This window comes from Archangium sp. Cb G35 (assembly GCF_001896145.1).
Lineage (GTDB): Bacteria > Myxococcota > Myxococcia > Myxococcales > Myxococcaceae > Archangium > Archangium violaceum.
On record NZ_MPOI01000012.1, the window covers coordinates 168,308 to 192,567 of the forward strand.

The following is a 24,260-nucleotide window of genomic DNA, read 5'->3' on the forward strand; positions in this document are numbered from 1 at the left end:
CCAGGACTACGGCTGGGTGTAGTTGATGGCCAGGTTGTAGCTGGCGGTGCCCGAGCCGGCGCCGCGGACCATGATGTGCGCGGTGCTCTGGCCCGCCGGCACGGTCAGCTCGCACGTCTCGGAGGCGCCGGACAGGGACGGCCGGCAGTCATAGGCCGAGGTGGTGGGGGCCGCGCCGAAGCGCACGTACAGGTTGGGGTTGCGCGTGCCCGTCATCACCACCTTGAAGGTGGTGCCGGCCACCACGTTGTACGGGCCGAAGCGGTCGTTCTCGTTCTTGGCCACGGTGCCGCTGGCCGTCGTGGACACGGGCGTACCACCGCCGCCGCCACCACCACCGCCGTACGTGCCCTTGAGGGTGACGCCGGAGTAGGAGGAGTAGGCGTTGAGCATCACGTACCAGGTGCCCGCGGCCGGGTTGGTGAAGGGGCAGGACTCGGCGTTGCCGCTCGCGTACGGACGGCAGTCGTAGGTGCTGGCGCTGGGGACGGCACCGTTGCGGACGTAGAGGTCCGCGTCACCCGTGCCACCGCTGATCTCGAAGGACAGGCTCGTCTGGCCCGCGGGCACCTCGAGCGAGTAGTACTTCTTGTTGCCGGAGCTGCCCGACAGGCTGCTCACCGGCACGCCGTTGGACAGCGGGTTGACCACGGGCGGCGGAGGCGGCACGCCCACGGCCTTCCAGGCCTCGTTCACCGCGGAGGCCTCGGCCGAGCCCGCGCCATAGAGCGCCTCGGCGGCCTGGAGGGTGTACGTCTTGGCCTGCTCGAAGGTGGTGCTGGCCGTGAAGAGGTCCGTGTTGGCCTTGTAGAAGATGCGGCCGGCCTTCTCCGGGCCAATCGCCGGCACCACGTTGGTGGACTTGCCGCGCGGGTGCACGCCGCCCTTGCTCAGCAGCGAGAACACCAGGTTGCTGATGCCCGAGCTGTAGTGCACGTCCACGCCCGAGGAGTAGTCGCCGTAGAAGTCCAGCGAGACGTCGTCCTTGGCCGGGTCATCCATGTAGCGCAGCGCGTCGTTGGGAGTGCCCGGCGTCCAGATGTCCTCGCCGATCATGAAGACGTCCGCGTCCACGGCCCAGTTGCGCGTCCAGCTCTCGCACACGCCGGCGAAGATGTCGGACATGGACTCGTTGAGGCCGCCGGACTCACCCGAGTAGATGAGGTCCGACTCGGTGTCCGTCACGGCGTGGGTCAGCTCGTGGACGGTGACGTCCAGGTCCTTGCCCAGCTCGATGGAGTCCGAGTTGTTGCCATCGCCGTACACCATCTGGGTGCCGTCCCAGTAGGCGTTCACGTAGTTGCTGCCGTAGTGGACGGTGCTGATGAGCGTGGCGCCCGCGTTGTCGTACGAGTCGCGGCCGAAGAGCGTCTGGTAGCAGTTATAGGTGGTGCCCAGCATGTCGTAGTTCATGTCGACATGGGCGTCGCCGATGGGCGCCTGGCCCTCGCTGCGCTTGAGCGTGCCCGGCGTGGTGGAGCCGTTGTTGGCCGAGTACACCCGGCGGTTGAGCGCGTCGTGGATGAGCGGATTGACGAGCAGGATGCCGCCGCGCTGCGCGTCCACGTAGACGAGATCGTGGACGGGCATGCCGTCACGCTCGCCCTTCAAGCGCACCTCGTAGGCCAGCCGCGGCTCGGAGCTGCCCTCGGAGCGCAGGTAGACCAGCTCCGCGCTCTGGGTGGCGGCGATGCGCGCGGTGGTGTTCTCCACGGCGGCCACCTCCGCGGCCTCGGGCGACACCTTCGCGACGGAGGAAGCGTTCGAGCCATCCCGCGCCGAGCCGTTGGCCGCGTAGACGTTGCCCGCCGCGTCCACGTGCATGACGAGCTCACCGCCCACCACGCGCAGGCCGTTCTTCGTCTGCTGGAAGCGCAGGTGCTGGTGGCCCTGCGCGTCCACGGTGGCACGACGGAACACCAGGTCGTTCTCATCGAGCCGGAACACCGGCGCCACGAGGCTCAGCGCCCCCCGTACGTCCGGCTGCGCGCGCAGCCCCGCGGCCTGGGATGCACGGCCGAACTGGCCCTTCACCGCGTAGGGAACGCCGTCGTCGGTGCCCAGCACCCGGGCGCCCTGGATGCGGGCCAGCGCGGCCTGGATGTCGGCGTCATCGCCCCCCTGCACGGGCGCCTCGCCCTCCTGCATCGAGCCGCACGCGGCCAGGCTGGCTCCCAGCCACGCCACGCAGAACGTCCTCACGAACCGGTTGCTCACGGAGCACTCCTCTGAAGTAGAGGTGACTTTCTTGACATACCCATTGGTTGCACTTCAAGGCGCTGTGATGCTTTTCACGACTTCACCTGATTGCGTTGTGCACACGCGGACGGGTGGCCCCTTGGTTGTTCACCGCTGACGTGGCACGGTGCGCGATTTTTCTCTTTCCGAGAAAAAAGAGGCACGTTGGCACCGCCATGAAGCTCACGAAGCTCCACATCCATGGGTACCGGGACGTCGCACCGGGCACCGGGCTCGTGTTCGGTCCGGCAATCAACCTGATGCTCGGAGAGAACGGCACCGGGAAGACCACGCTGCTGGAGCTGATCTCGCGCGTGCTCGCCTCGGACTTCTCCGGGCTCATCCGCGAGGAGTTCTCGCTGGAGTACGCCCTCGACTTCCCCGGGATGGAGCTCCACATCACCGTGCGCAACACGCGGGCCACGGGCAAGCCCCTTCCGGCGGGCACCTCGAGAGCGAGCTCGGCGCTGCTGCCGCCACGTCCCCCGGAGCCCACCGCGGAGCTCGAGCCCTACATGGAGCTGGTGCTCGAGCTGGACGCGCCCGGCCCCCGGCTGGTGATGCGCGCCGACGCCACCGGCGTGGCCTGGGAGGTGGACGGAAAGCCCGCCTATTCGCAGACCATGTACTGGTCGCTGCTCGACCGGACCGTCTGGGTGGTGCTCTTCATGACGGCCCAGCGGCTGGAGCCCGAGGTCCGCGAGCCGCTCAAGGAGCTGCTGCGCCGCACCTTCCTGCTCGCCCCCGCGCGCTTCGACGAGGCGCTCGGGACGTTCCAGCAGATGGGCAACACGCAGTATGGAATGGAGATGCGGGGCGACGAGGTGTTCCCGCTCGGGTTGATGTGGCTGCCCACGTGGATGCCCGGGCTGTTGCGAGAGCGGGTGGCGCGCGAGATGCCCCCGCCGGCCGGCCACATCGACATCCGCCATGACGAGGTGGAGCGGAGCTTCCTGGCGAGGTTCATCACCCTGGCCGGCTTCAGCGCGGGCACGTTCCGGGTGGAGCTGCTGGACAAGCGCAGCTACGAGGGCGGCGGGAGGCTGGAGTTCGGCCGCTTCGGCTTCCACTTCACCCGGCGCGACGGCGTGGTGCTGACGCAGGAGCAGCTCGGCCACGGGCAGAAGCGGCTGCTGTCCTTCCTCTACTACCTGGACGTCAACGAGGACTTCGTCATCGCCGACGAGCTGGCCAACAGCCTGCACCCGCGCCAGGTGGAGGCCTGTGTGAAGGAGCTGGGCCGCCGGCAGTCCTTCCTCACCAGCCAGAGCCCGTCCCTCTTCGAGCACATCCCCCTGGGCTCCCCCGAGGAGGTCCGCGCCTCGCTGCACCACTGCGGGACGGAGCTCCGGGAGGGCCGCGAGTGGAAGGTGTGCGCCAACCCGTCACCGGAGACGGCCGCGAAGCTCTTCGGCGCGTACCAACGGGGAGACACCCCGCTCGCCACGCTGCTGCGCACTCACGGGTTGTGGTGAGGCGCGTGCGCCTCGCGCTCCCGCTCGAGCTCCTTCCGGAAGAACGCGCTGTGCTGGGCGAGCGTCTCCATGTAGGGCCGCACGTCCTCGCGGGCCTCGGGTGAGAGCTGCGCGTAGGGCGTCACGTGCTCGTCCGGCACGTAGCGGAAGGTGAGGTTGATGCGCCGGGTCTTGAAGTCCGGCAGCTCGGGCGGAAGCTGGTGGCCGGCGCGCGTGTCCACCCGCTGCACCCGGTGGAACGTCTGGTCCTTCCAGCGCGCGCCCCCGAAGAGCTGGAGCGACCCATCATCGAGCCACTGCTCCAGCACCACCTCGTCGCGCTCGCCCGGGCGGGTAGAGGTGACGAACTGGATGAGGGCGCGCTCACCGAAGGACAGCGAGGCCACGGGCCCGGGCTCGAAGTCCTTGTGCTCGCCCACGCGCGCGGTGTCCACCCAGCGCCCATCCTCGAGGCGGCTGCCGTAGAAGTTCACCAGGCAGGTGTTGAGGTGCCAGCGGGGCGGCATGTCCGGGCCGCGGAACATCCGGCGCGCCAGAGCCTCCACCTTGTCCACCTGGCGCTGGAGCACCGCCGGGAAGGGCTCGGCCTTGACGCAGCGGTCCTTCACGCCCTTGGGCGGCCGGTAGTAGTCGAGGCAGGCGAACTGCCAGTTGCCCAGCCAGTACACCGGCCGCAACAGCCTCCGCTGCTCCTGCCCCGGCGGAGGGGGGAAGTGCTTGGAGTAGCGCTGCTCCCACAGGGGATGGAGGGCACCGAGCCACGCGAGGATCTCCGCGCGCTCCGCCGCCGGGAGGAAGCTCGCGTTGTAATGGTGGCCCGGAGTGCGCTGGCGGGCCTTGTGGGCCAGGGAACGGCCATAACGGGGAGGAGGCGCCATGGAAGTCTCTCCCCTACCACACCGCGGCGGCCCCGCGGATTCCCCAGGCACCACCAGGCTCAGAAGGTGGCGAGCACGCCGGCGCTGAAGCCGGTCCCCGAGCCGCTCTTCGCCCAGGACACGGAGGCATCGGCCGTGAGGGTCCAGACGTCGTTGAGGTGGATGGACAGGAGGGGAAACGGGGAGCCGACACCCCCACCAATGCGGTACGAGAGCGGATCCCAGAGATCGACATGCTGGACGCTGCCATCCGCGAGGCGCAGGGGCCCCAGGAAGATGGCGGTCGAGACCCCGAGGCCGATGCCCAACGTCACCACCTCGCCCAGCGTCACGGAGTACCCGGCCCCCAGGGAGGAATTCACCTGTTGGGGATTGTCGTACAAGTAGTGAGACACGTACCAGGGAGCGCGGAAGTAGCTGTGGACCGACGCCTCCACGTGCACGCTGCTGGAGCCCGAGAGCCACCACCGCGTCTGCAACTCCGCCTCCAGCCCGAGGCCCTCGGGCCACTTCCCGGGCTGCGCGCCGGGAGCCAACCTCATGGAAGGCACCCACTCGAACCGGCCCACCTCCCCCAGACGGTAGGAGAGCTTCGGCGAGGGAATCCCCACGAACACCTTCTGCGGGGGGCTGAGCTTCACGCCGGGCAACCCGAACACGGTCAGCTCCAACCGCTCCGTCAGCCCCACGCGGTAGCCAACGCCCAGGTTCGGTGGACTGGAGAGGAGGCCGGGCTGCGGTCCTACCCACTGCTCGCCGTAACCCACCGACACCATCGTGCTCACCGCGTGGGTGCCAGCCGGGAGGGTGGTGAGGGTGGCGGCCAGCGGCCGGGCGTAGCGCTTGGCGGCGAGCCCCGGCGCGCCCACCAGTTCCAGGTTCTCCTCGTGCACCGTCACCGTCTTGCCGGCCTCCACCTGGAGCTCCCGGGCGAATGTCCCCTGTGACGTCCTGCGGCGCACCAGGTAGGGCCCCACCGGCAGGGCCATGCGCAGGGCGCGCCGGCCCTCGGGCACTTCCAGCACCACCAGTCCGGTGTGCAGCTGGATGACCTGCAACGGGCCCAGCTCCTGCCGCACCTCGAGCGTGCTGCTCGCGCTGGCCAGGCGGGTGAGGGGCAGGTCCTGCCGCCCGCGCAACCGCAAATCGAAGCTGGGGTGCTGCACCGCTTCGCCGTGCAGCGAGGTGTCACGGATGGTGAGACGCTGGGCATAGGCGAAGGCCTCGCCCACCGTCACCTGTCCGTCGTCACCCTCGTCCGCCGCGCCGCGCAGGCCGGCCACCAGGTGGTGCGTGAAGAAAGAGCCCTGGAGTGCATCCGTCTCGTGCGAGGCCTCCTGTCCCGTGCTGGAGGCGAGCAACACCGAGCCCTCGCTGGACAGAGCCAGTGGCACCTCCACCGAGAAGGGCGCCGCCGGGGTAAGCCCCTTGGCGCGCGTCCAGCTCCCGCCCTGACAGGCATCGAGGATGCCCACGCGCACCGCGGCCCGTCCGTCCTCCAGCCGCGCCCGGAGCTCCTTCAACGCCAGCGGCTTACCGTTGGGATAGAGCGCTCCCTCATCCGAGTGGCCCGAGTAGTAGAAGAGCAGCATCCCTTCCCGGCCCTCCTTCCCGAGCCGCTCCAGCCGGGAGTCCAGCGCCGCGAGGACACGCGAGGGCTCCGGGTCCTCCAGCACGAGCACATCCTCCCGGGCGAACTGTCCGGCCTCGACGAGCACGGAGGCGAGGTTGCGCGCGTCGCGGTGTGCGAACCGCAGGGGCGTGCGTCCGGGAGCGGCGCGGTTGGCACCCACCACCACGGCCAGACGATTCACGCGCGGGGCGCCGGTGTCGGCCGGAGCCGCGGTGAGGGCAACGAGGGTCAGGGCGAGCAGTGCGTTCATGGCGAAGCGGGCTGCGAAGAGGGTTTGGAGAGGGAGAGCGGGAGGACCCACAGCGACTCGTTGCGCGTGGGTTCTTCGTGGAGCGAGGCCAGGGAACCGGAGGAGACGGGCGCGTGGCCGAGGACGACGAGGAGCCGCTCGGGCTGCTCGCCGGGCTCCACCCGCCAACTGGTGGGCAGGAGGGTCTCGCCCCGTTCGGGCACCGGGCCCTCATGGAGCACCTGCCAGGAGTTCCCCTCGGCCGCGGCCACGGTGAGCCAGGTGAAGCCCTCGGGCATGACCTTGAGGCGCAGCAGGTCTCCCCCGGCCACCGGGGATTCGCCGTCCCACAGGCGCACCGCGTCCCCGGTCTTCACGTAGAGGGCCACCGCCGGGCTGCCCTTGCTGCGCAGGCCGGCCATCGGGGCGGGGAGCGTCTCCGTCGCCGTCCGAGGCACCCACAGCACCAGCGCGAGCCCCGCCGCGAGCGCCGCCACACCCCAGGGTGCCATTCGGGCCAGGAGCGAGGGAGCGCGGCGAGGCGGCTCGTTGGCGAGCGCCACGGCCCAGGACGGCACCGGTGGAGGCCGGCCCAGGGAATCGACATGCCCGGCACAGCGGGGACAGGAGGCGAGGTGGGCCCTCACCTCCTCCGTCATGTCCCCGAGCGCGGCGCGATCCAGCGCCAGGAAGGAAGGGTGGGAGGTGCTCATCGTTCCTCCTCGCGCCAGGGCCCCAGCCGCGCCTCTAGGCGGGTGAGGATGCGGCGCACGGTGCGATCCGACAGGCTGGTGACTTCGCCGATCTCCGTCTGGGTGAGGCCGTCCACCCGGTGCAGCAGCGCCACCTCGAGCTCCTCGGCGGGGAGGCTGGAGGCCAGGGACTGGAGGAGCTGGCGCACCTGCAGCACGGACTCGATGCTGGGGGCGGGGTGGGCGGTGGTGTCCTGCAGCGCGGCGGACATCTCCACCGGCTGGCGGCGCTGGCGGACGCGGAGCCTGTCGATGAGCAGCCGGGTGCTCACCCGGTAGAGCCAGGGCACCACCTCGCGCACGGGGCGCTGGGCCATGCCGGAGCGCCACAGGCGGATGAAGGACTCCTGGGCCACCTCCTCCGCCTCCGCCGCGTCTCCGAGGGCCCGGGCGCACTTGTTCTGGAGCAGGGGGAAGTATTGGCGATACGCGGCCGTGACGGTGGCCGACGCACCCTCACGTGGCCGCGCGCTCATGGTGGGAAGTAGGAGGCATGAGGTTTCCTGGAGCATTCACCCGTACAACGAAATGCCCCGGAAAAAGCGGACACGGCCTCACGGCCCGGGCGGGCGGCTCGGGCGGCTGAGCACGTACGTGGCGCCGACGAGCATGAACACCCCGGTTGCCACGAGCACGGGCCATTTCACCCGCACGACGAAGGCCATGAAGCCGAAGCTGATGGCCATCGCGGAGACCGCACTCACCTTCACCTTCACCGGGATGATGCCGTGCTCGCGCCACTCCCGGAGCCGGGGCCCGAAACGGGGGTGCGTGTACAACCAATGGTGGAAACGGCGGGAACTGCGCGAGAACGCCCACAACGCGACGAGCAGGAAGGGCGTCGTCGGCAGCACCGGCAGGAACGCGCCCAGCATCCCGAGCCCGACACAGACGAACCCGAGCGCCATGAAGGCGTACCGGAAGCGGGAGGTCTCCGCCTGGCCGGTGCCCGGCTGTCCCCGCTGCATGGATGGATCCCCCGGCATGGCCGCGCCTTATAGCACTCTGGGGTACTGTTCCACCGGCCCCTCGGGCCGCTCGAGGTGACGATGAAGCGCGTGTTGAAGATCGCCGGTCTGCTCCTGCTTGTCCCCGTGTTGGGGGTGGTGGCGCTGTTCGTGGTCATGTTCGCTGGCAACGGCGAGATTCCGGATGGCCGGGAGCTGGAGGGTTTCGCCCGGGTGGTGAAGGACGGCCACGTCAGCGTGGATGTGCTCGACGCCGGGGAGGGCGCGGTGGTGCTCATCGACTCGGGCAATGATTCCGAGGGGAAGATCGTCCTGGCCGAACTGAAGCGGCGCGGCCTCGGGCCGGACGCGGTGAAGGCCATCCTCCTCACGCACGGGCACGCGGACCACATCGCCGGGTGCCACCTCTTCCCGAAGGCCGAGGTGATGGCGCTCGAGGCGGACGTGCCCATCGCCGAGGGAAAAGCGCGCAGCAACAGCCCCATCCTCCGGCACCTGCCGCCCACCGGCCGCGATGTGCAGGTCACCCGCGCGCTGAAGGACGGCGAGACGATCCAGGTGGGTAACCTGTCCATCCATGTGTTCTCCATCCCCGGCCACACCCAGGGCAGCGCGGCGTACCTCGTCAACGGGGTGCTCTTCCTGGGCGACAGCGCGGATGCGACGAAGGACGGCAAGCTCGTAAGCGCCAAGTGGCCGGTGACAGACAGCGTGGAGCAGAACCGCGCGTCGCTGAAGGCGCTGGCGGCGAAGCTGAAGCCCGAGGAGGTGAAGCAGATCGTCTTCTCACATACCGGGGTGCTGCCCGGATTCGCACCGCTCCGCGACTTCGCGGCGAACTGAGGGACACACATGAAGGCCTTCCAGCATTTCCTGCTCGCCTCGCTGCTGCTCGGGCCCATGGCCCACGCTCAGGAGGAACGCCCGGCCCGGACGGAGAAGGCGGCACCGGCACCCGCAGTGACCGATGCCACCCTGTCACTGCTCGAACCCGCGGGTGATGGCTGCGAGTGGGCCCAGGTCGATGCCCTGACCTCGGCGCGCCGGGTCATCGCGAAGCTCGCGGTGGAATGCCAGGGCGCGAGCACCGCGCTGAGCCGGGATGGCAAGCAAGGCGTGGCGCGGTTCTGGCGCGGGGGAGTCAGCCAGCCCGTGGTGGGCAAGCCCACGTTCCCGGAGAAATTCCCCTCCCCCGCGTTCCGCGACCGCCTGTTCCTCGTGGACCTGGCGACGGGCAGTGCCGAGGAACTCCCCCTGCCCGGCTCGGGAGAACTCATCGAGTTCGGCTTCGATGCCAAGGGCAGACTGCTCGGGCTCACCGTCCAGAAGCCCACTCCAGAACAGGAGCGAGCAGGAGCGATGGAGGTGGATGGAAACATCATCCGATTCGGATTCACTGGCACCACGAGCCGCGCGCTATTGGCCCATGCCTTCGCCTGGCGGGAAGGGGCGTGGACGCGACTGGATATGAAGGCAAGCGACGAGTCCTCGGGGACCGGCGTCCTGCCACTCCGCAAGGAATTGGGTGAACGGTCGAGCCGCGTGTTGGACCCACGCTTCGCCCCCAGGGAGATCGAAGACGACCAGTTACTGGACCAACTGTACGCACTCACCCCCGAGCAGCCGGATGGCGAGTGGGCCGCTCTGGTGCGTGGTGGCTTCACGCTGGCGGTCTGGGGCACGCCCTTTGGAGAGGAATTGCTGGCGACCGGTCTGCTGCGGAGGGTGGACAAGGGAAAGGCAGTCGCACTTCCCAATCACACGTTCCGAGAGAACGACCTGGTCAGCATCCAATCGCGGGGGCCATTCCTGCTCATCTCGCTCGCGGACTCCGGCGGACATCCGCGAATGTACCGGGGGAAGAAGCTCGTCTGGAGTTCGGAGAACGCGCGGGCGGTGACGTTCTGGCCGAAATGAGCGGACAATGAAAAGCCTGAATTGGGCCCTCCCCTGCGGGGCTACCGCGCTGTGGGCCGTGCTGATATCGGGTTGCTCGGCTGGAACTGCCGCTGTGGGCCTGACCGACTGCGACAATTCGATGACCTGCTGTATCAAGAAGTTCCCATTCGACCCCGTGGGCGCCTGTGGCGCCACCGCAGCGGACATAGAGGCAGCAATACAGGCCGGGGTGAGAGTCGATATCGCCCTGCAACGAAGGGCGGATGACGGAACAGGGGAAGGCGAGGAGGAAAAGTCAGATGATCCCGACGAGGGATGGCGGGAGCACTGCCAAGGCACCTACGTCCTGTGCAGAGACCAGAAGAAGCCGCGCTGGGTGGGCCCCTGCTACGATTGTTTTCGATGGTGTGAGGGACAGCGTCAATGGCCCTACCACATGTGCTGGCAACAAACGAGGTGATGCTGGAATGGGTGAGCCCCACGATTGGGACAGGGTACTTGGGCTGTATGCCAGGCTTGAGCGGAATGAAGCGATAGAGTTCGACGCTGACACGCTCGACCTCTGCCGACGCGTGGCGCGAGACGTGGCGATCAGCAGTGACAATCAGGAAAGCGCCCTGCTCTCCCATGCGGGTGCAGAAACACTCGTGCGAGAAATGCGCCGTCGGATTTTCGAGGGAAGTCGGCGGCTATCCCGAGCGCTCGTTGATTCCGCTCGTCGCAAGAAGGCAGGAGACATCGCAGGAGCACGAAAGGTGCTGGAGGACGTATTGGCTGTCGAGGTCGTGCCCCTCTACCAAGAGCAGGCCAAGACCGCGCTGGATTACGTGGACGACCCCGAGGAGTAGACTCATCATTCCCCTACCTTGAAGGCAGAGGTGACATACTCGGTCCATCCGAGGGAAGAGGCTGGGCGTGGTGAGCACGTGACTGCTCACCCGGCTCGAGGACGTCAGTGACCAGCCCCAGCGCACGCAGTAGCGCGAGGAACCCCCACCCCAGATCCAGTTCCCACCAGCGGATTCCCAGCCGCGCCGAGCGCGGAAACGTGTGGTGGTTGTTGTGCCGTAAGCCTCCGATCCAGCCCAGGTAGTGTCGGTGCATGAGGGGCCGCAGAGTGCGCGGCGAGATGACGACGAGCACAGCGACGACGAAGACGGAGCCGGCGTGGTTGGAAGCAGCGCGGCGGCCGAGGTGGACACCGGAGGTAGCAGAGCAGGTGGTGCGAGCCTGGGAGGAGGAAGGAGGCACGCAGTCGGCCTTCATGCGCAAGCACGGGTTGCCGCGCGAGAGGCTGCGCTTCTGGACGCGCAGGCGAGAAGGGAAGGAGGGGACGAGGACGGCCATGTCCTTCGTGCCCGTGGAGGTGACGCCCGCCGAGAGGCGCGAGGCGGGGCGGGAGCAAGGGGAGGCGGTGCGGGTGGAGGTGGGCGGGGTGAGGGTGCGAGTGGAGGTGGGAGCCAGCCAGGAGTTGGTGGAGCGGGTGCTGCGAGCGGTGAAGGCGGTGCAGGGGTGCTGAAGCTACCGGAGGGAGTGAGAATCTGGGTGGCGACGCAGCCGTGCGACATGCGCAAGCAGGCCGACGGGCTGAGCGCGCTGGTGGAGGGCAGCCTGGGGCAGCAGCCGAAGTCGGGCCACCTGTTCGTCTTCTTCTCCAGGAGAAGGGACTTCGTGCGCATTCTCTTCTGGGACGCCAACGGGTACTGCACCGTCAGCAAGAGGCTGGAGGCGGGGCGCTTCCGGGTGCCTTCGCCCGTGGAGGGCCAGGCCGCGGTGCACCTGGAGGTACGGCAGCTCTCGGAGCTGCTGTCGCTGGTGGAGGCCAGCAGCGCGGTACGGAGAGGCGAGGTGCACTGAGTCCGCGCTTGCGCGCCGGGCATGACTTCGTGCATAGGCAAGGCGCGCATGACTTCCGCCGTCAGGAGCGAAGAAGAGAGGGGCCAGCGGGAAGAAGCCCAGCCGCCCGCCTTCGAGGGGGATGACATGGAGGCGGTGCGCGCCTACATGCTGCAGCTGCTGACGGAGGACCGCGGCGAGCAGGCCATTGAGATGTTGTTGGGCCTGTTGGGCCGGCTACGCGAGGAGCACAGCTCCACGGTGGTGCGACTCAAGGAGGCACTGCGGCAGCTGTACGGGCGGCGCAGTGAGAAGACTGCCGCCAATCAGCTCCAACTCCTGCTCTCATTCCTCACGCAGCAGCAGTCCGCCGAGCCAGAGGCCGTGCCCGCCACCGCCGACGGCGCACAGGCAGCCGCCCCGGCGGCCCCGCCGGCTGACGCACCGAGGAAGCCACCCAAGCGTCCGCCCCTACGCGGCGCCCAGGCCCTGCCCGCGCACCTGGAGAGGCGAGAGGTGCTGGTGCAGCCAACGGCCGAGGAGTGCGTCTGCCCGGGTTGCGGCCAACAGCGCACGCCTATGGGCGAGGAGATAAGCCAACGGCTGGAGTTGGAGCCGGCGCGCTTCTTCGTGCGAGTGGAGAAGCGCCCGAAGCTTACGTGCCAGCGCTGCAAGGAGGGGGTGGCCGCCGCGCCCGCTGGTGAGACGCCACTGCCGGGAGCGCTGCCCGGCCCGGGGCTGCTGGCGCAGCTGCTGGTGGGCAAGTACCGCGACGGGCTGCCCCTGCACCGCCAGCAGGCCATTTTCGACAAACGCCACGGTGTGAGGCTGCCCGCCTCCACTCTGGGCGACTGGGTGGCCGGGGCCAGTGACTTGCTGTCGCCCGTGGTGGCGCAGCTCAAGCAGCGCACGCTGGCGGACGCCTTGCTGCACACCGATGACACCGGAGTGCGCGTGCTGGACAGGGAGGATGCCCGCGGCGTCAAGCGCGGACACCTCTGGCCGTACGTGGGCCAGGGCGGCAACGTCTTCGTGGAGTACACCCCCGACTGGAGTGGCAAGGGCCCCCAAGGGGTGCTGGCCGACTTCCGGGGCTACCTGGTGGTGGACGGCTACAAAGGCTACGAGGCCCTCTTCGGCCCCACCTCCCCACGCATTGAGGTGGGCTGTTGGATGCACGCCCGGCGTGGCTTCGAGCGCGCCTACGTGGCCGGCGACGCTCGCGGCGGCACGGTGCTCACGCTCGTCCAGAAGCTGTACGCCGTGGAGCGGCAGGCTCAGGAGGAGGGGCTCTCTCCCGAGGCGCGCCTTACCCTGCGCCTCGCGCACAGTCTGCCTGTATACGAGGAACTCTTCGGCTTGCTTACGCAGTGGGCCCCGCACGTGCCCCCCAAGACGCCTCTGGGCAAGGCCATTGCCTACGCGTGCAACCGCTCTGTCCCCCTCGGCCGCTTCCTCGAGGACGGGCGTCTGCCGGTGGACAACGGGGAGGTGGAGCGCCTCATCAAGCTCATTGTCCTCGGGCGCAAGAACTGGCTCTTCCTGGGCAGCGACGCGGCCGGACACCGGGCCGCCAACGTCTACTCCCTCGTCCTCAGCTGCTACCGGCTGGGCATGGACCCGTGGGCCTACTTCCGCGACGTGCTGCCCAAGCTCGGCGATACCCGATTCCCCGCCTCCCGCCTCGCGGAGCTCCTCCCCGAGGCGTGGGCCCAGCAGCAGGCTCAGCAGCGATAGGCTTGTCGATGTGCCGTCCATCACGCGGCCACCGTGCCACGCTCCTCGGTGGCCGACACCATGGGCTGGACCGGAGGCTTACGTTGATGCCTTCCGCTGGGGAGAGCAGGAGAGGGCACGCTCCCTGGTGATGACATTGCGCGAGGCGCAGCCTGGAAGAGTCCACGGCGTTTTGGAGCAGATGCTCCAGTCTCCCGATGGGAAGGTGCGGCAGGCAGCGGTCTTCGCCTTGGAGGAACTGGGTGGTCCTACGAGCGCCAGGCGCTTGGAACAACAACTCCTCCTGGAGGAATCGCGAGGAGACTCCGATGCCTCATCCGTCGTGCAGGTCATTACTCAAGCACTCAGCCAGCTCGAGATTGCCAGCTTGAGGGCAACCCTCGTACGCAGGCTGAACCGGTTGGCCGCTGGTGCGCCAGAGGGCTCCGATGTGGATGACGTGGTCTACGCGCTCTGGCGCAAGCGGCATCCAGAGTTGATTCCCGCTGTTCGCGGGGCACTGGAGCGGATCTCCCCACCTGCGTCCGAGGGTCTGCGGGCGCTCCTTCGCTTGCTGGAGAGTTCTCTGCAAGAGCTGTGGGTGTGGATTGAAGATGGGTCGGTGCCCGTCGAGCAGAAGACCAAAGTCCTGACCGTGTTGGATGAGGCGGTGCCAGAAGAACTGGAGCCTGTGATTCCCTCATTCATCTTCCTGGCCGGGTCGATGATCGAAACGGCATCCACGAAGAAAGGGCAGGAGAGGCGCTTCTGTGATCGCCTGTTTACCCTCCTGCTCCTGCACCGCGAGCGCCTCCTTCCCGCACTCCCATCCAATGCGCGCACCATATTGCGCGAGGTGGCTCGGAGAATGATTGCTGCCCCGGAGACTGTTCGCATCATCAAGGCCGCGACCCTCCTCGTGTACGTGGGACGGCGGGAGGACGCCGACCTGTTGGAGCAACACAAGCCCCAGGACGAGGTGCTTGCAAGGATGTACGAGGAGGCCGCCGAGGTTCTGCGCAAATTTCCCCATGCATGATGTCGCGCTCTCTCAACAGAAGGGGCCGCGCGATTCGGAGCAGCGGGATACTTCTGGAGGCGGCGGGAATCGAACCCGCTTAGAGCCTATTTCGGTAGGCCCACTCCTGTCAGGCTACCCATCGGACCAAGAAGTGAGCGCGGGCCCCGTCAATTGCCGCTTCCGGGAGGCACACATGGTTGGTGCCAAGGAATCCGCTCATTGGCCAGAATAGAAATAATCCCGTTCACGATCTGCTGACCACCTCCGACAGGATTGTATATTCCGACCACACGAGGTGTAATGTGAGTGTTCGGATCGTACAGGACGGCCTTGATCGCCCCCAGTGCGAGGATGGCGTTAGAGATTGTGGTTGAATTCAATTCGCTTGGTAGCGGAAGTGTCGTGGCTACGGTCTTGCCCGTGACCCCCAGGGTCTGCACGACCAGGGATCCCGTCAATTTCCCAGCCTGCGCTTCGGCGGCGATAGCCCCAAGACTGGACAGGTTCGCTTCTCCTTTCGTAACGGTTACTGATGCCGTCAGTCGTAAGCCCACGCCAACATAGACCGGAATGACGACACGGTCTCCAGGCAAGGAGGCAATCGACGGGGCTTCTTTCCCTGAAATGAAGTCCTCGGTTTTTGGATCTCGATGCACACGGTACTGCGTCTTGTGCACTACGCTCTCGTCAAATACGGATGCTTCTTTACGGGTGCCTTTGTCGTCGTAGAACCAGCGCTCAATGTAGACGGGTACATTGGTGGCATCCACGCTGACATAGTCTAGGACCACTTGGTAGGATTGTCCTTTAACGCCGATCTTCGCAGGACCAAATACAAGCGTGCCAGAAGCGTCATATGTACCTACGGCGATTCGGACAGCCTGATCTGGCAACGCCTCAAGGAGGGGCTTCAGGTTTGTTTTATTGTCAGTCTGGATCTCGCAACTATCCCCAAGTCGCCGCGCAATGGGCAGCGGGTCAAGCGGGATATAGCTATAGGACGTAGAGCGCTCGGCAAGGGTTTTCGGTGCTTGTGTTGCTGCACATGCGCTCAAGCTGACGAGCCAGAGGATGCTTATGAATACCTGCCGCATTCTGAAACTCCGGTGTGGAGTCACAGAGGTGTAAGGGGAAGCACACGCCATTGCGCTAAGAGCGGTGTGGTTACGCGAACCTATCGTGTCAATCACAGAGCCTCTTTCAGTAAATGGGGACGTGTGACTATATGTTGGAGGTTTGCGCATAGGAAGAAAAAATGGGGCGATGGTCTATTCGACCCTGAGCTCCGCGCTAAGAGCCTACTTCAGTAGGGGAGTGTGAAACCAAGTGATGAGGACCAGAGCGAAGTGGAGCATCGCCAAGTAGTGTCCTCACTCTTTTCCCAGCGAATAAGCGGGCAGGTCAACCCGGGGAGGCTGCTTAGAGCAGCGTATTGCGAGGCGCCCCTCCGAGCAGCGCGCCTATCTTCCTTTCCTACCGAGATAGGCGCTTGCGCTTCCCGGATATCGGCGGGCGCTCCACCCCTTGAGGCACCGTGCTCATGGTCCTGTCTTCAGGCTCACCGGGAAAGTGACGTTCCCTACGGTGACGGTACGCGGCCCCCCTGCCTCCCAGAGTTTGAGCGCACAGGGGCAGACGAGTTGCGCGGGCCCCCCCGCAAGGCCCACCACGACAGCGTCAGCGCCAGTCGCGGCAATTGGCGCCTCCAAGCTCCACCTCTTCCCCCGTCGAGTCCACCAACGCAGCCCCGGTGAGTGTCAACGGAGTTGTCGCGAGAAGCTGACTCAAGCAGTCAGCCCAAACGAAGGCGCTGCAGGGGTGGAGTGCGGGGAGGGGTTGAGGCGGACAGGGCCAGCCGGTGTCCAGTCACGGGTGTTGCCGCGCCAGCGCGAGGGGGGCGGCGGCGAGCACGCTGGTACACTTGGTCGCGCTGTGCCAGCAGGAGAGCCTCCCATCCTTCTTATACCTTATACGCACGGCGCTCTTCATTTAAATAGTCCCTTGAAGTGAGAAATGAAATCAAAGAGCGTCAGCCCTCCCAACTGCAAATAGTTGCCACTGCGGACATTGTTCTCCACCGTGCCGGCGGTCTGGGCAGAATAGCTGTCGCCATGGGTACACCAATTAGCGAAATGCTCGCAATTATTGAAGAAAACATTGTAAGAATCTTCTCCCAAGCGGCTTTTTGCGCGGCAAACAATTTCCTCTGCTAGGAATGCGCTGCCTTTCAGCAGTCTTGCACGTGGATACTCTTGGGCCTGCTGGCCGTCGCAGAATTCAGACAAGGTCGTAATCGAAACTGAACCTTTCCCTCCGAACTCATGAAAGCCGCTGTAGTGAACGACCTGATTGCGGCCCACGTAGATTCCATGATGGGTATAACCAAGACGCCCGACCTGAATGTGCGTTCCAACTCTGAACATGCTCTCTCCCGCGCCTGCCTCTGATAATAGGCCGCGTACGGCGCAATCATAACGCATGTACTGCGTGAATATCGGAGGCTACCGCCCGAATTCGCTGGCAGAGTTGCACCAATTCGATTTCTTCGTGGCCCCCGATGCGCAGACTGCCAGTGTGCGCGCACTGGAAACGACGTATCCGCCTCCGGATTTGGTCCAAATTTGGTCCGCCAAGAACCCCATTTGGTCCCCGCAGGCGATACGCACCTCCTCGTTAGGAGCAGACTTGGCTCAAAGCGGCGGTTTGCTTCCAGTGGAAGCGGCGGGAATCGAACCCGCCACGCGTTCATCTGCCTTCAATCAAGAAGGCCGCAGCCCTTCGAGATCCCTCACCAGCTCCGAGAAGAGGATGGGGTCGAGTGTCCCGAGCGGGAACCTGCCTTCCTTGCCCCAGGTGTTGGGCTTGCGCACCGTGACGGTGCCCAGCGTCTGCTCGGGGGACTCGGAGAGCATGCCCGTGTAGAGCCCGGGATCGAGCTCCAGCTCGATCACGCGATCCGGGCCGAGGTGCTTCTCCATCCACCCCACCACACCCGCGTCCTGGGGCGGACCCCGGCGCCAGCCACGCGTCTCGAGCCCCAGCACCTTGCCGGTGGGCACCTTCAGCCCCTTCACGCGCGCCAGCTCCGTGCCCGTGCGCTCCTCCGCCGCCGGCTCGTAGGTGGGGCGGCCCAGCTGCGCGAAGGGCTGCAGCAACTGGTAGTCCGCGAAGATCTGCCCCCACGCTCCCGCCGTCTGCGCATCCAGCTCCAGCGCGTGTGGAATCCCCACGCTCGCGTCATCGGGGAGCGTCCACGTGTCCTCGTTCACGTCCGCGTAGGTCCGGTCCTCGGCGACACGGAAGGTGGCGGCCAGCTTGCCCTCCGCCGTGTAGCTGCCCCACACCAGGCGGCGCACCACGTGGATGAGCAGCGGGTGCTCGACGAAGAACTGGCGGAACGTCTCCGCGCTCCACCGGCGCCGGGCGCACATGGCCAGCTCCATGCGCAGCACCTGCATGCCCGCGGCCGCCTTCGCGTCCTTCTTGAGCGCCTTCCACCGCTCCTCGGCGGCCTGGGACTTCTCCGCATCGTCCTTCTTCGTGGGCTTGGGCAGCTCCTTGAGCCTCGCCCCCGTGGCGTCCTTCACGAAGGGCTTGAGCTGCTCGTCGAAGCCCACCGTGAAGGTGCGCTCGCCGAAGTCCAGCGGCAGCGAGCCGTTGTCGTCCAGCCCCAGGTCCGGCACGAGCCGGTCGGCGAGCTCGTCCCGGGTGAGGCCACGCGCCTCGGCGATCTGCGCGATCTTCTCCCGCGCCTTCTCCTGGAGGCCCTTGAACTTCACCTTCTCGGCGATGCCGTTGAGGTAGATGAGCGTGACGTCCGTGCCAATGGTGGCCAGCACGTCCAGCCCCGTGACCGCGCGCGCGTGGGCCGCCTCCCCGGGCCAGGCGCGGATGAGCGGCGCGAGCTTCCGCGCGCACTCGTCGTCACCCAGATGGCCGAGCGCCTGGAAGGCCCAGGCCTCCTTGCTGGGTGCTCCCGCCACCATCCACGCCTCGAAGAGGCCCCAGGCGAAGCGGGCGAGGCTCGCGGGCTCACACGCGGCCTTCGCCTGCGCCAGGCCCGCATAGGGCTCCTCGAGGGAAGAGATGGCCAGGCACATCCCGAGCGCCTCCACGGCCGCGACGGGCAGCTTCGCCGAGCGATCAGCGAGCAGCGGCCGGGGCAGGCCCACCGGGGTGAAGAAGTCGGGCAGCTTCGGCAGCTTCTGGGGGAAGAGCTGGAGTGGATCGAACGCGAGCACCTGCGCGGCCGCCTCGCGCACCTGGGGCGAGACGCGGCCGGCCACGTCGAGCACGGTGGTCTCGTGTCCGTTGCTGGCCAGCAGACGCAGCGCGGCGCAGGCGGCGTCCTTGGTCTTGCCTTGCTTGCCGAGCGCGACGGGGAGCAGCCCGGCGGTGGCGTGCTCGGGGTGGCGGAGCAGCCAGGCGCGGGCGTGGGGACGGGCCTTCTTCGAGCCCACGAAGGCCTCGGCCACCTGCGGAGCGAGCTGCGAGGTGCCGAAGGGCAACATCAGGCGGAACGACTCTCCTCCCTTCGCGTTGACGGCCAGGCGCAGGGACGGGAGCGCCGCGAGTCCGAGGTGCGCGGCGATCGCGGGCAGCCAGCCCTCGTCTCCCCATTGGGTGGGCACGAAGTGCATGATGTGCTGGAGGGCGAGCTCCTCGGGGGCGTACGCGAAGAAGCTCGCCCGGGGCTTCGCGTCCCCCTGGGGCAGGATCTTGCCGGCTTCCTTCCACTGCGCCGGGGTGTATTTCGAGTACCCCTCACCGTATTCCCAGCTCTTCTCCTGGGACCACGCCTCGCGCTCTCCCTCGCGCCACACCAGGGCATCGGGGATCGCGGGCGGCGTCACGTCCGCGAGGACGGGGAGGGTGGCGGGCTTGCCCACCTTCCAGGGCGGATTGGCGAGCACGGGCGGCAACTGGCCGGGAGTCGCCTCGGGCACGTCGGGACCGGCGGACACCGCCTGGAGGCTGGTGACGAGCTTGCGCGCCTCCTCGGACAGTCCGGGCAGCTCGGCCTTCACGGCCTCGGGAGCGCGGCGCACGAGGGTGGTGAGCAGCGTGCGCTGGGCGGCCCTGGACACCAGCAGGCGCAGCGCACGGCCGGGCCAACGCAGCGCCGCCTCGAGCGCGAAGGGCGTCACCTCCTTGTCGAGGTGATCGAACAGGAGCGTCATCGCCTCGTCGGTGTCGAGGACGGAGACGAGCTCCGCCCAGCCCCGGCGGCTCTCGGCGCTGGAGTACTGCTGGGAGGCCATGTTCCGCAGGATCACGAGCGCATCCAGGCCCACGCCGTCCAGCAGCGAGGGCAGGTGGTCTCGGGAGTAGTAGCCGCCGAGCAGGTTCAGCCCCTGGAGGTGGGGCGCCACGAGCTCGACGGTGGCGCGGTCCGAGGTCGAGCAGAGGAAGAGATCGCTCTGTTTGTCCGGCTGTTGGTTGTAGGCCTCGGCCTCGGCGCGGACCCAGGCCTTCTCCGTGGGGAAGAGGAAGGCCGCGCCGGCACGTTGATCGGCGGTGGCCTCATCCCGGAGGGCCGCGGCGGCGTCGTGGGCGGCCGCGTAGCCCGCCTCGTCGGTCTGGGTGGCGAGCAGGGCGCGCAGCCGGGACAGACCGAACAGCTCCCCTCTGCTCATGGAGTTGTACCAGTCCGTGCTCGGGCCCTTGCGCGCCTGGAACGCCGGAGCCGCCCCTTCGAGGTGCATATCCAGCGACAGGAGCACGGCCCGCGTCGCATGGGCGGGCCCTCCCAGGGAGAACAGCAGATCCACGGTGAGGTCCACGTTGGGCGTCTTGTCGTTGTAACTCGCCCGGTGCTGCACGAACGCCAGGAGGACGGCGTCCTCCTCGGGAGTGCCGATGGCCGGATCGGTTCCCCCCATCCGCTCCGCGACGGCTTTCGTCTGGGCGGGGAAGTCGCCTCCCTTGGGCTTGCTCTGGCCCCCGAACTTCGCGAAGGACTCGACGGTCGAGGCCCAGGCCTTCTTCACGGAGCCGAGGGCGCGAACCGGAACCGCGAGTCCCCCCCGCCGCGGGTGCACCCGCCGCACGAGCGAGTCGCTCCAGGCGATGGGCCCCTGGGAGCCGGCGGGTACCGGTGCCACCGGAGCGGGAGCGGGCGCGGGTGCCTCCTCCGGGGCGGGCGCGGGAGCCTGCGCGGAAGCGGCGGCCGTCTTCGCGGCGGCCTTCTTCCGGGCGGGAGCGGGAGTGCTCTGCCGCGCCTCGTCTGGAGCGGCGGCAGGGGAGGCCACCACGGTGTTGGTATCGCCGCCCACCTCCGAGTAGCCCTTCTTCTGCTTCTCGGCGATGAGCTTGTCGTGCTCGGCCTGGGCCTTCGCGGTGTTGGCGAAGGACTTCTGCTGGGTCTGACCGTTGGTGCCGATGCGGCCCCAGCGCACCGTGAACTCCGTGCCCTGGAGCTCGATCTCCCAGAACTTCTGCGAAGAGCCCTCGACGAACTCGAAACGCCGCATGCCTCTCTACCCTCCGGAGGGGAGCGACAGTAGCGTGCTCCCGCTCCGGAAGTGGAGGCCGTTGTGACCGCCGTCAGTTGTTGGCCGCGCCCGCCAGAATCCAGGAGCGGATGCGGATGAGCTGGCCGGGGTTGTTGTCGAAGTAGGCCGTGTTGCCCTGTGGCATCCTGCCACCGCAGGCGGTGCCGCTGATCTTCTTCACCAGCATGGAGTTGTCGGGATCGTTCGGCACCACGCGCGTGGTTCCGCCGCAGGTGGGGGGGTAGGAGCCAACGCCAGCGGTGTTGACGAGGGAGGTGTGGGAGCTGTCCTCCAGCAGGTTCAAGCCGCCACGGCCGGGGCTGCTGTGGCAGCTCGTGCACTGCGCGTTCCAGATGGGCTGGATGTCCCGGGCGTACTCGGGGACGCCGACCTGCACGTCCAGCGTGCGCGTCACGGATTCGGTCCCATCGGAGACGGTGACCTGGAAGGTGTAGCTCGTGGCCGCGGAGAGATCGGGCGAGAGCCACTGCGTCTCGGAGGCGCTCGGGGCCGTGAAGGTGCCCTGGCCCGCCACGCTCGTGCTCCAGGCGTAGGTGAGCGTATCCCCATCCGCGTCGGTCGCACCGATGGAGAGGGCGATGTCACCCGCGATGGCCGGGGTGGTGACGCTGATGGACTCGTCCACGGTGGGCGCGCGGTTGGGGGTGGCCACGTTGGCCACCGCCACGTCCACCGTGGCCTGGGCCGAGCCTCCCTTTCCATCCGCCACCGTCACCTGCAGGGTGAAGGTCGTGTTGGTGGCGAGGACGGGCGCCGTCCAGGTACGGGTCGAGCCCGCCTCTCCGCTGAAGGTCCCCGCCGGAGTTTCCGGGGTCTGCGTCCAGGTATAGGTGAGCGCATCCCCATCCGGATCATTGGCGGTCACCGAGAGGCCCGTGTTCGCGCCCTCGTTGATGGCGGCCGGCGTGGCGAGCACCTGGGTGATGAGGGGGGCGATATTGGACGGCTGCGGATCCGGACCATCGAACAAGTCGCAGCCGGTGCCTCCCAGGCTCAGCAACACTACCGCGTACAGCGACTTCTTCAGGGTCCGCCGGGACGGCGGGGGGGGTTGAAACGCGTGCATGAATCGTCCTCGTTCTCGGGCACCCCTCGGGGCACCCGGACTTTCGACTATTGCACGCTATTCCCACACTACCGAGGGTTCAGCCCTGCGGCACCGACCAGCTCCCCGTCCACTCGGTGGGCTTGTCCGGGTGCAGCGAGGTGACCTTGTAGTTGCAGTGCTTCTCTCCGCTCGGATCCGGGCTGCGGATGGTGTAGAGCGGCGACAGGCGCGAGCCGCGCTCGGCGCCGGCGTACTGCACGTCGTACTCCTTGCTGGTGGTGCTCGTGCTGGTGGTCTCGCCGCGCTCGGTCTTGCGCGTCGTGGTGCACTGGGCCTCGAACTTCACCCGCCAGGTGCCCTTCTCGCCCACGCGCGGCACCTTGAGCTCGGCGCGCATCATGTACTCGCCCGGCGGCAGCTCCTCGGCGCTGGTGCCGAGGAACTCCTCGCAGTCGCGGCCCTGTCCCTTGCAGATGCCGATGCTCTGCTCGTTGTACGGCTGCACGCCCTCGCGCACATCCGAGAGCAACGGGCCCACCAGGCCCTGCTCGAAGGACGTGAGCCCCGCCGAGCTCCCCTGTGAAGCCGGAGACGTGGCGCAGTCCCCCGCGCCGGCCGTGCTCTCGCCCTTGCAGGCGATGAGCGCACCCGCGGTGGCGATCAGGATGAATGATGTCCGCATGTATTCCCCCCTCGTGACGTCGTTGAATGCCGGACGCTCTTAACACGAGGGCACCCGGCAGGGGCTGTGAAGGAATTCACACGTGCCCGCGCGTACTCACGTACTGTGGCCGGCCACCCAGGACCAGGCGGGGGGGCAGGGCCATCGTGCGGGCCCCCTTTCTTCCGCCAGGCACATCCTCATCAGGAGAAATCGCATGGACGCTCCAGCGTCGTTCCGTCTCAACCCGAAGGGTCCGGCCGCCGCACGCTATGCCGCCGGCAAGGTCCCGATGACCACCCTCATCGAGGACTACATCCACGAGCGACTCGACATCGAGGGGGACTTCCGCACCTTCATCCGCGAGCGGCACTCGGTGGCCGACTACAAGTTCGTCGCGGACCACTTCAAGTTCCTGCTCACCAACTTCCTGCCCGAGGTGCTCATCCACTCGCAGGAGCAGGACCTCCGCATCGGCCGCGAGCACTACGACCGGGGCAACGACTTCTTCGGCTGGTTCCTCGGGCCGAGGATGATCTACACGTCGGGCTTCTTCACCTCGCCCAACCAGACGTTGGAGCAGGCGCAGGATCAGAAGATGAAGCTGGTCTGCGACAAGCTGCAGCTGGAGAAGGGCGAGCGCTACCTCGACATCGGCTGTGGCTGGGGCACGCTGGTGGCGACGGCCGCCAGGGACTACGGAGTGGACGCGACGGGCATCACCATCGCCCAGAAGGGCGCCGCGTACGGCACGGAGCAGATCCAGCGCATGGGCGTGAGCGAGCGCGCCCGCGTCCTCACGCTGGACTACCGTGACATCCCTCCCGGCCCGTACGACAAGATCTCCTGCCTGGAGATGGCCGAGCACGTGGGCGTGCGCAAGTTCCAGGACTTCATGAAGCAGGTGTACGGGATGCTCGCCGACGACGGGCTCTTCTACCTGCAGATCGCCGGGCTGCGCGCCAAGAAGGGGACCCTGGGCTTCCATTTCGAGGACCTGGTGTGGGGCCTCTTCATGAACAAGTACATCTTCCCGGGCGCTGACGCCTCCATGCCGCTCTCCTTCGTGGTGAGCAACCTGGAGACCGCGGGCTTCGAGATCCACAGCGTGGAGAACGTGGGCATCCACTACTCGCTCACCATCTCGCGCTGGTACGACAACTGGATGGCCAACCGCGCCGACGTCGTGAAGACCTACGGCGAGTGGTGGTTCCGCCTCTGGCAGATGTTCCTCGGCTGGTCCGTGGAGATCGCCGCCCAGGGCGCGTCCACCTGCTTCCAGGTCGTCGCCAACAAGAACCTCGATGGCTTCAACCGCCTGCGGTGGATTGGCTCCACGAATCTGGGCGAGCGCGATCTGAAGTCCAAGTAGGACCCGGACCGGGGATCCC

At 67.4% G+C, this 24,260-nt stretch carries 20 protein-coding genes; 9 read left to right on the top strand and 11 right to left on the bottom strand.

Annotation, left to right across the window (positions count from 1 at the left end):
• Positions 1–6: 6 nt before the first annotated feature.
• On the bottom strand, positions 7–2,217 hold the full coding sequence (locus BO221_RS33405; protein WP_233166364.1) for a M4 family metallopeptidase: 2,211 nt from the start codon (positions 2,215–2,217) through the stop codon (positions 7–9).
• A 197-nt stretch (positions 2,218–2,414) separates the two neighbouring features.
• On the opposite strand from BO221_RS33405, the gene BO221_RS33410 reads away from it, so the two are divergent.
• A complete protein-coding gene (locus tag BO221_RS33410; RefSeq protein ID WP_143195825.1) occupies positions 2,415–3,713 on the top strand; it encodes an AAA family ATPase in 1,299 nt (432 codons plus the stop codon).
• On the opposite strand, the gene BO221_RS33415 is transcribed toward BO221_RS33410, so the two are convergent.
• The 5 genes from BO221_RS33415 to BO221_RS33435 all read right to left on the bottom strand — a co-directional run bounded on the left by BO221_RS33415 (position 3,698) and on the right by BO221_RS33435 (position 8,173).
• On the bottom strand, positions 3,698–4,591 hold the full coding sequence (locus BO221_RS33415) for an alpha-ketoglutarate-dependent dioxygenase AlkB (RefSeq protein ID WP_073564918.1): 894 nt from the start codon (positions 4,589–4,591) through the stop codon (positions 3,698–3,700). The two genes, BO221_RS33410 and BO221_RS33415, sit on opposite strands and share 16 nt — an antisense overlap.
• A 59-nt stretch (positions 4,592–4,650) precedes the next feature.
• Positions 4,651–6,474, bottom strand: coding sequence for a caspase family protein (locus BO221_RS33420; protein WP_143195826.1), 1,824 nt, complete (start codon positions 6,472–6,474; stop codon positions 4,651–4,653).
• Entirely contained in the window at positions 6,471–7,166 is a 696-nt protein-coding gene (locus BO221_RS33425) for a zf-HC2 domain-containing protein (protein ID WP_073564920.1), read from the bottom strand. Before BO221_RS33425 ends, BO221_RS33420 begins: the two co-directional genes overlap by 4 nt.
• Positions 7,163–7,681, bottom strand: a complete 519-nt coding sequence (locus BO221_RS33430; RefSeq protein ID WP_073564921.1) for an RNA polymerase sigma factor — start codon at positions 7,679–7,681, stop codon at positions 7,163–7,165. Before BO221_RS33430 ends, BO221_RS33425 begins: the two co-directional genes overlap by 4 nt.
• Positions 7,682–7,759: 78 nt before the next feature.
• Positions 7,760–8,173, bottom strand: a complete 414-nt coding sequence (locus BO221_RS33435; protein WP_233166365.1) for a YbaN family protein — start codon at positions 8,171–8,173, stop codon at positions 7,760–7,762.
• Between the two features lie 81 nt (positions 8,174–8,254).
• Between BO221_RS33435 and BO221_RS33440 the strand changes: the two genes are divergently transcribed.
• The 7 genes from BO221_RS33440 (at position 8,255) to BO221_RS33475 (ending at position 14,663) form a co-directional block, all read left to right on the top strand.
• Positions 8,255–9,016 (top strand): MBL fold metallo-hydrolase, encoded by a 762-nt coding sequence (locus BO221_RS33440; protein WP_073564922.1) that lies wholly within the window; start codon positions 8,255–8,257, stop codon positions 9,014–9,016.
• 9 nt (positions 9,017–9,025) lie between these two features.
• On the top strand, positions 9,026–10,090 hold the full coding sequence (locus tag BO221_RS33445; RefSeq protein ID WP_073564923.1) for a hypothetical protein: 1,065 nt from the start codon (positions 9,026–9,028) through the stop codon (positions 10,088–10,090).
• A gap of 449 nt (positions 10,091–10,539) precedes the next feature.
• A complete protein-coding gene (locus BO221_RS33455) occupies positions 10,540–10,920 on the top strand; it encodes a DUF2379 family protein (RefSeq protein ID WP_073564925.1) in 381 nt (126 codons plus the stop codon).
• Between the two features lie 281 nt (positions 10,921–11,201).
• The gene (locus BO221_RS33460; RefSeq protein ID WP_073560120.1) at positions 11,202–11,591 is read left to right on the top strand and encodes a transposase; all 390 of its coding nucleotides are present in this window, start codon (positions 11,202–11,204) and stop codon (positions 11,589–11,591) included.
• Between the two features lie 26 nt (positions 11,592–11,617).
• Positions 11,618–11,929 (top strand): IS66 family insertion sequence element accessory protein TnpB, encoded by a 312-nt coding sequence (gene tnpB / locus BO221_RS33465; protein WP_198956079.1) that lies wholly within the window; start codon positions 11,618–11,620, stop codon positions 11,927–11,929.
• A gap of 48 nt (positions 11,930–11,977) precedes the next feature.
• Positions 11,978–13,645, top strand: coding sequence for an IS66 family transposase (locus BO221_RS33470; RefSeq protein ID WP_073560226.1), 1,668 nt, complete (start codon positions 11,978–11,980; stop codon positions 13,643–13,645).
• 127 nt (positions 13,646–13,772) lie between these two features.
• The gene (locus tag BO221_RS33475; protein ID WP_143195827.1) at positions 13,773–14,663 is read left to right on the top strand and encodes a hypothetical protein; all 891 of its coding nucleotides are present in this window, start codon (positions 13,773–13,775) and stop codon (positions 14,661–14,663) included.
• Between the two features lie 149 nt (positions 14,664–14,812).
• Here BO221_RS33475 and BO221_RS33480 read toward each other — a convergent pair whose 3' ends face one another.
• The 5 genes from BO221_RS33480 to BO221_RS33500 form a co-directional block, all read right to left on the bottom strand.
• Positions 14,813–15,739, bottom strand: a complete 927-nt coding sequence (locus tag BO221_RS33480; protein ID WP_073564927.1) for a hypothetical protein — start codon at positions 15,737–15,739, stop codon at positions 14,813–14,815.
• 891 nt (positions 15,740–16,630) lie between these two features.
• Positions 16,631–17,068, bottom strand: coding sequence for a lecithin retinol acyltransferase family protein (locus tag BO221_RS33485; RefSeq protein WP_073564928.1), 438 nt, complete (start codon positions 17,066–17,068; stop codon positions 16,631–16,633).
• Positions 17,069–17,404: 336 nt separating this feature from the next.
• Complete coding sequence (locus tag BO221_RS33490; RefSeq protein ID WP_073564929.1) at positions 17,405–21,118, bottom strand: WGR and DUF4132 domain-containing protein; 3,714 nt, start codon at positions 21,116–21,118, stop codon at positions 17,405–17,407.
• 73 nt (positions 21,119–21,191) lie between these two features.
• Complete coding sequence (locus BO221_RS33495) at positions 21,192–22,226, bottom strand: hypothetical protein (protein ID WP_073564930.1); 1,035 nt, start codon at positions 22,224–22,226, stop codon at positions 21,192–21,194.
• Positions 22,227–22,305: 79 nt separating this feature from the next.
• Positions 22,306–22,890 carry a hypothetical protein gene (locus BO221_RS33500; protein ID WP_073564931.1) on the bottom strand — a complete coding sequence of 195 codons (585 nt, stop codon included), beginning with the start codon at positions 22,888–22,890 and terminating at the stop codon, positions 22,306–22,308.
• Between the two features lie 196 nt (positions 22,891–23,086).
• On the opposite strand from BO221_RS33500, the gene BO221_RS33505 reads away from it, so the two are divergent.
• Complete coding sequence (locus BO221_RS33505) at positions 23,087–24,241, top strand: class I SAM-dependent methyltransferase (RefSeq protein ID WP_083681747.1); 1,155 nt, start codon at positions 23,087–23,089, stop codon at positions 24,239–24,241.
• Positions 24,242–24,260 lie beyond the last annotated feature (19 nt).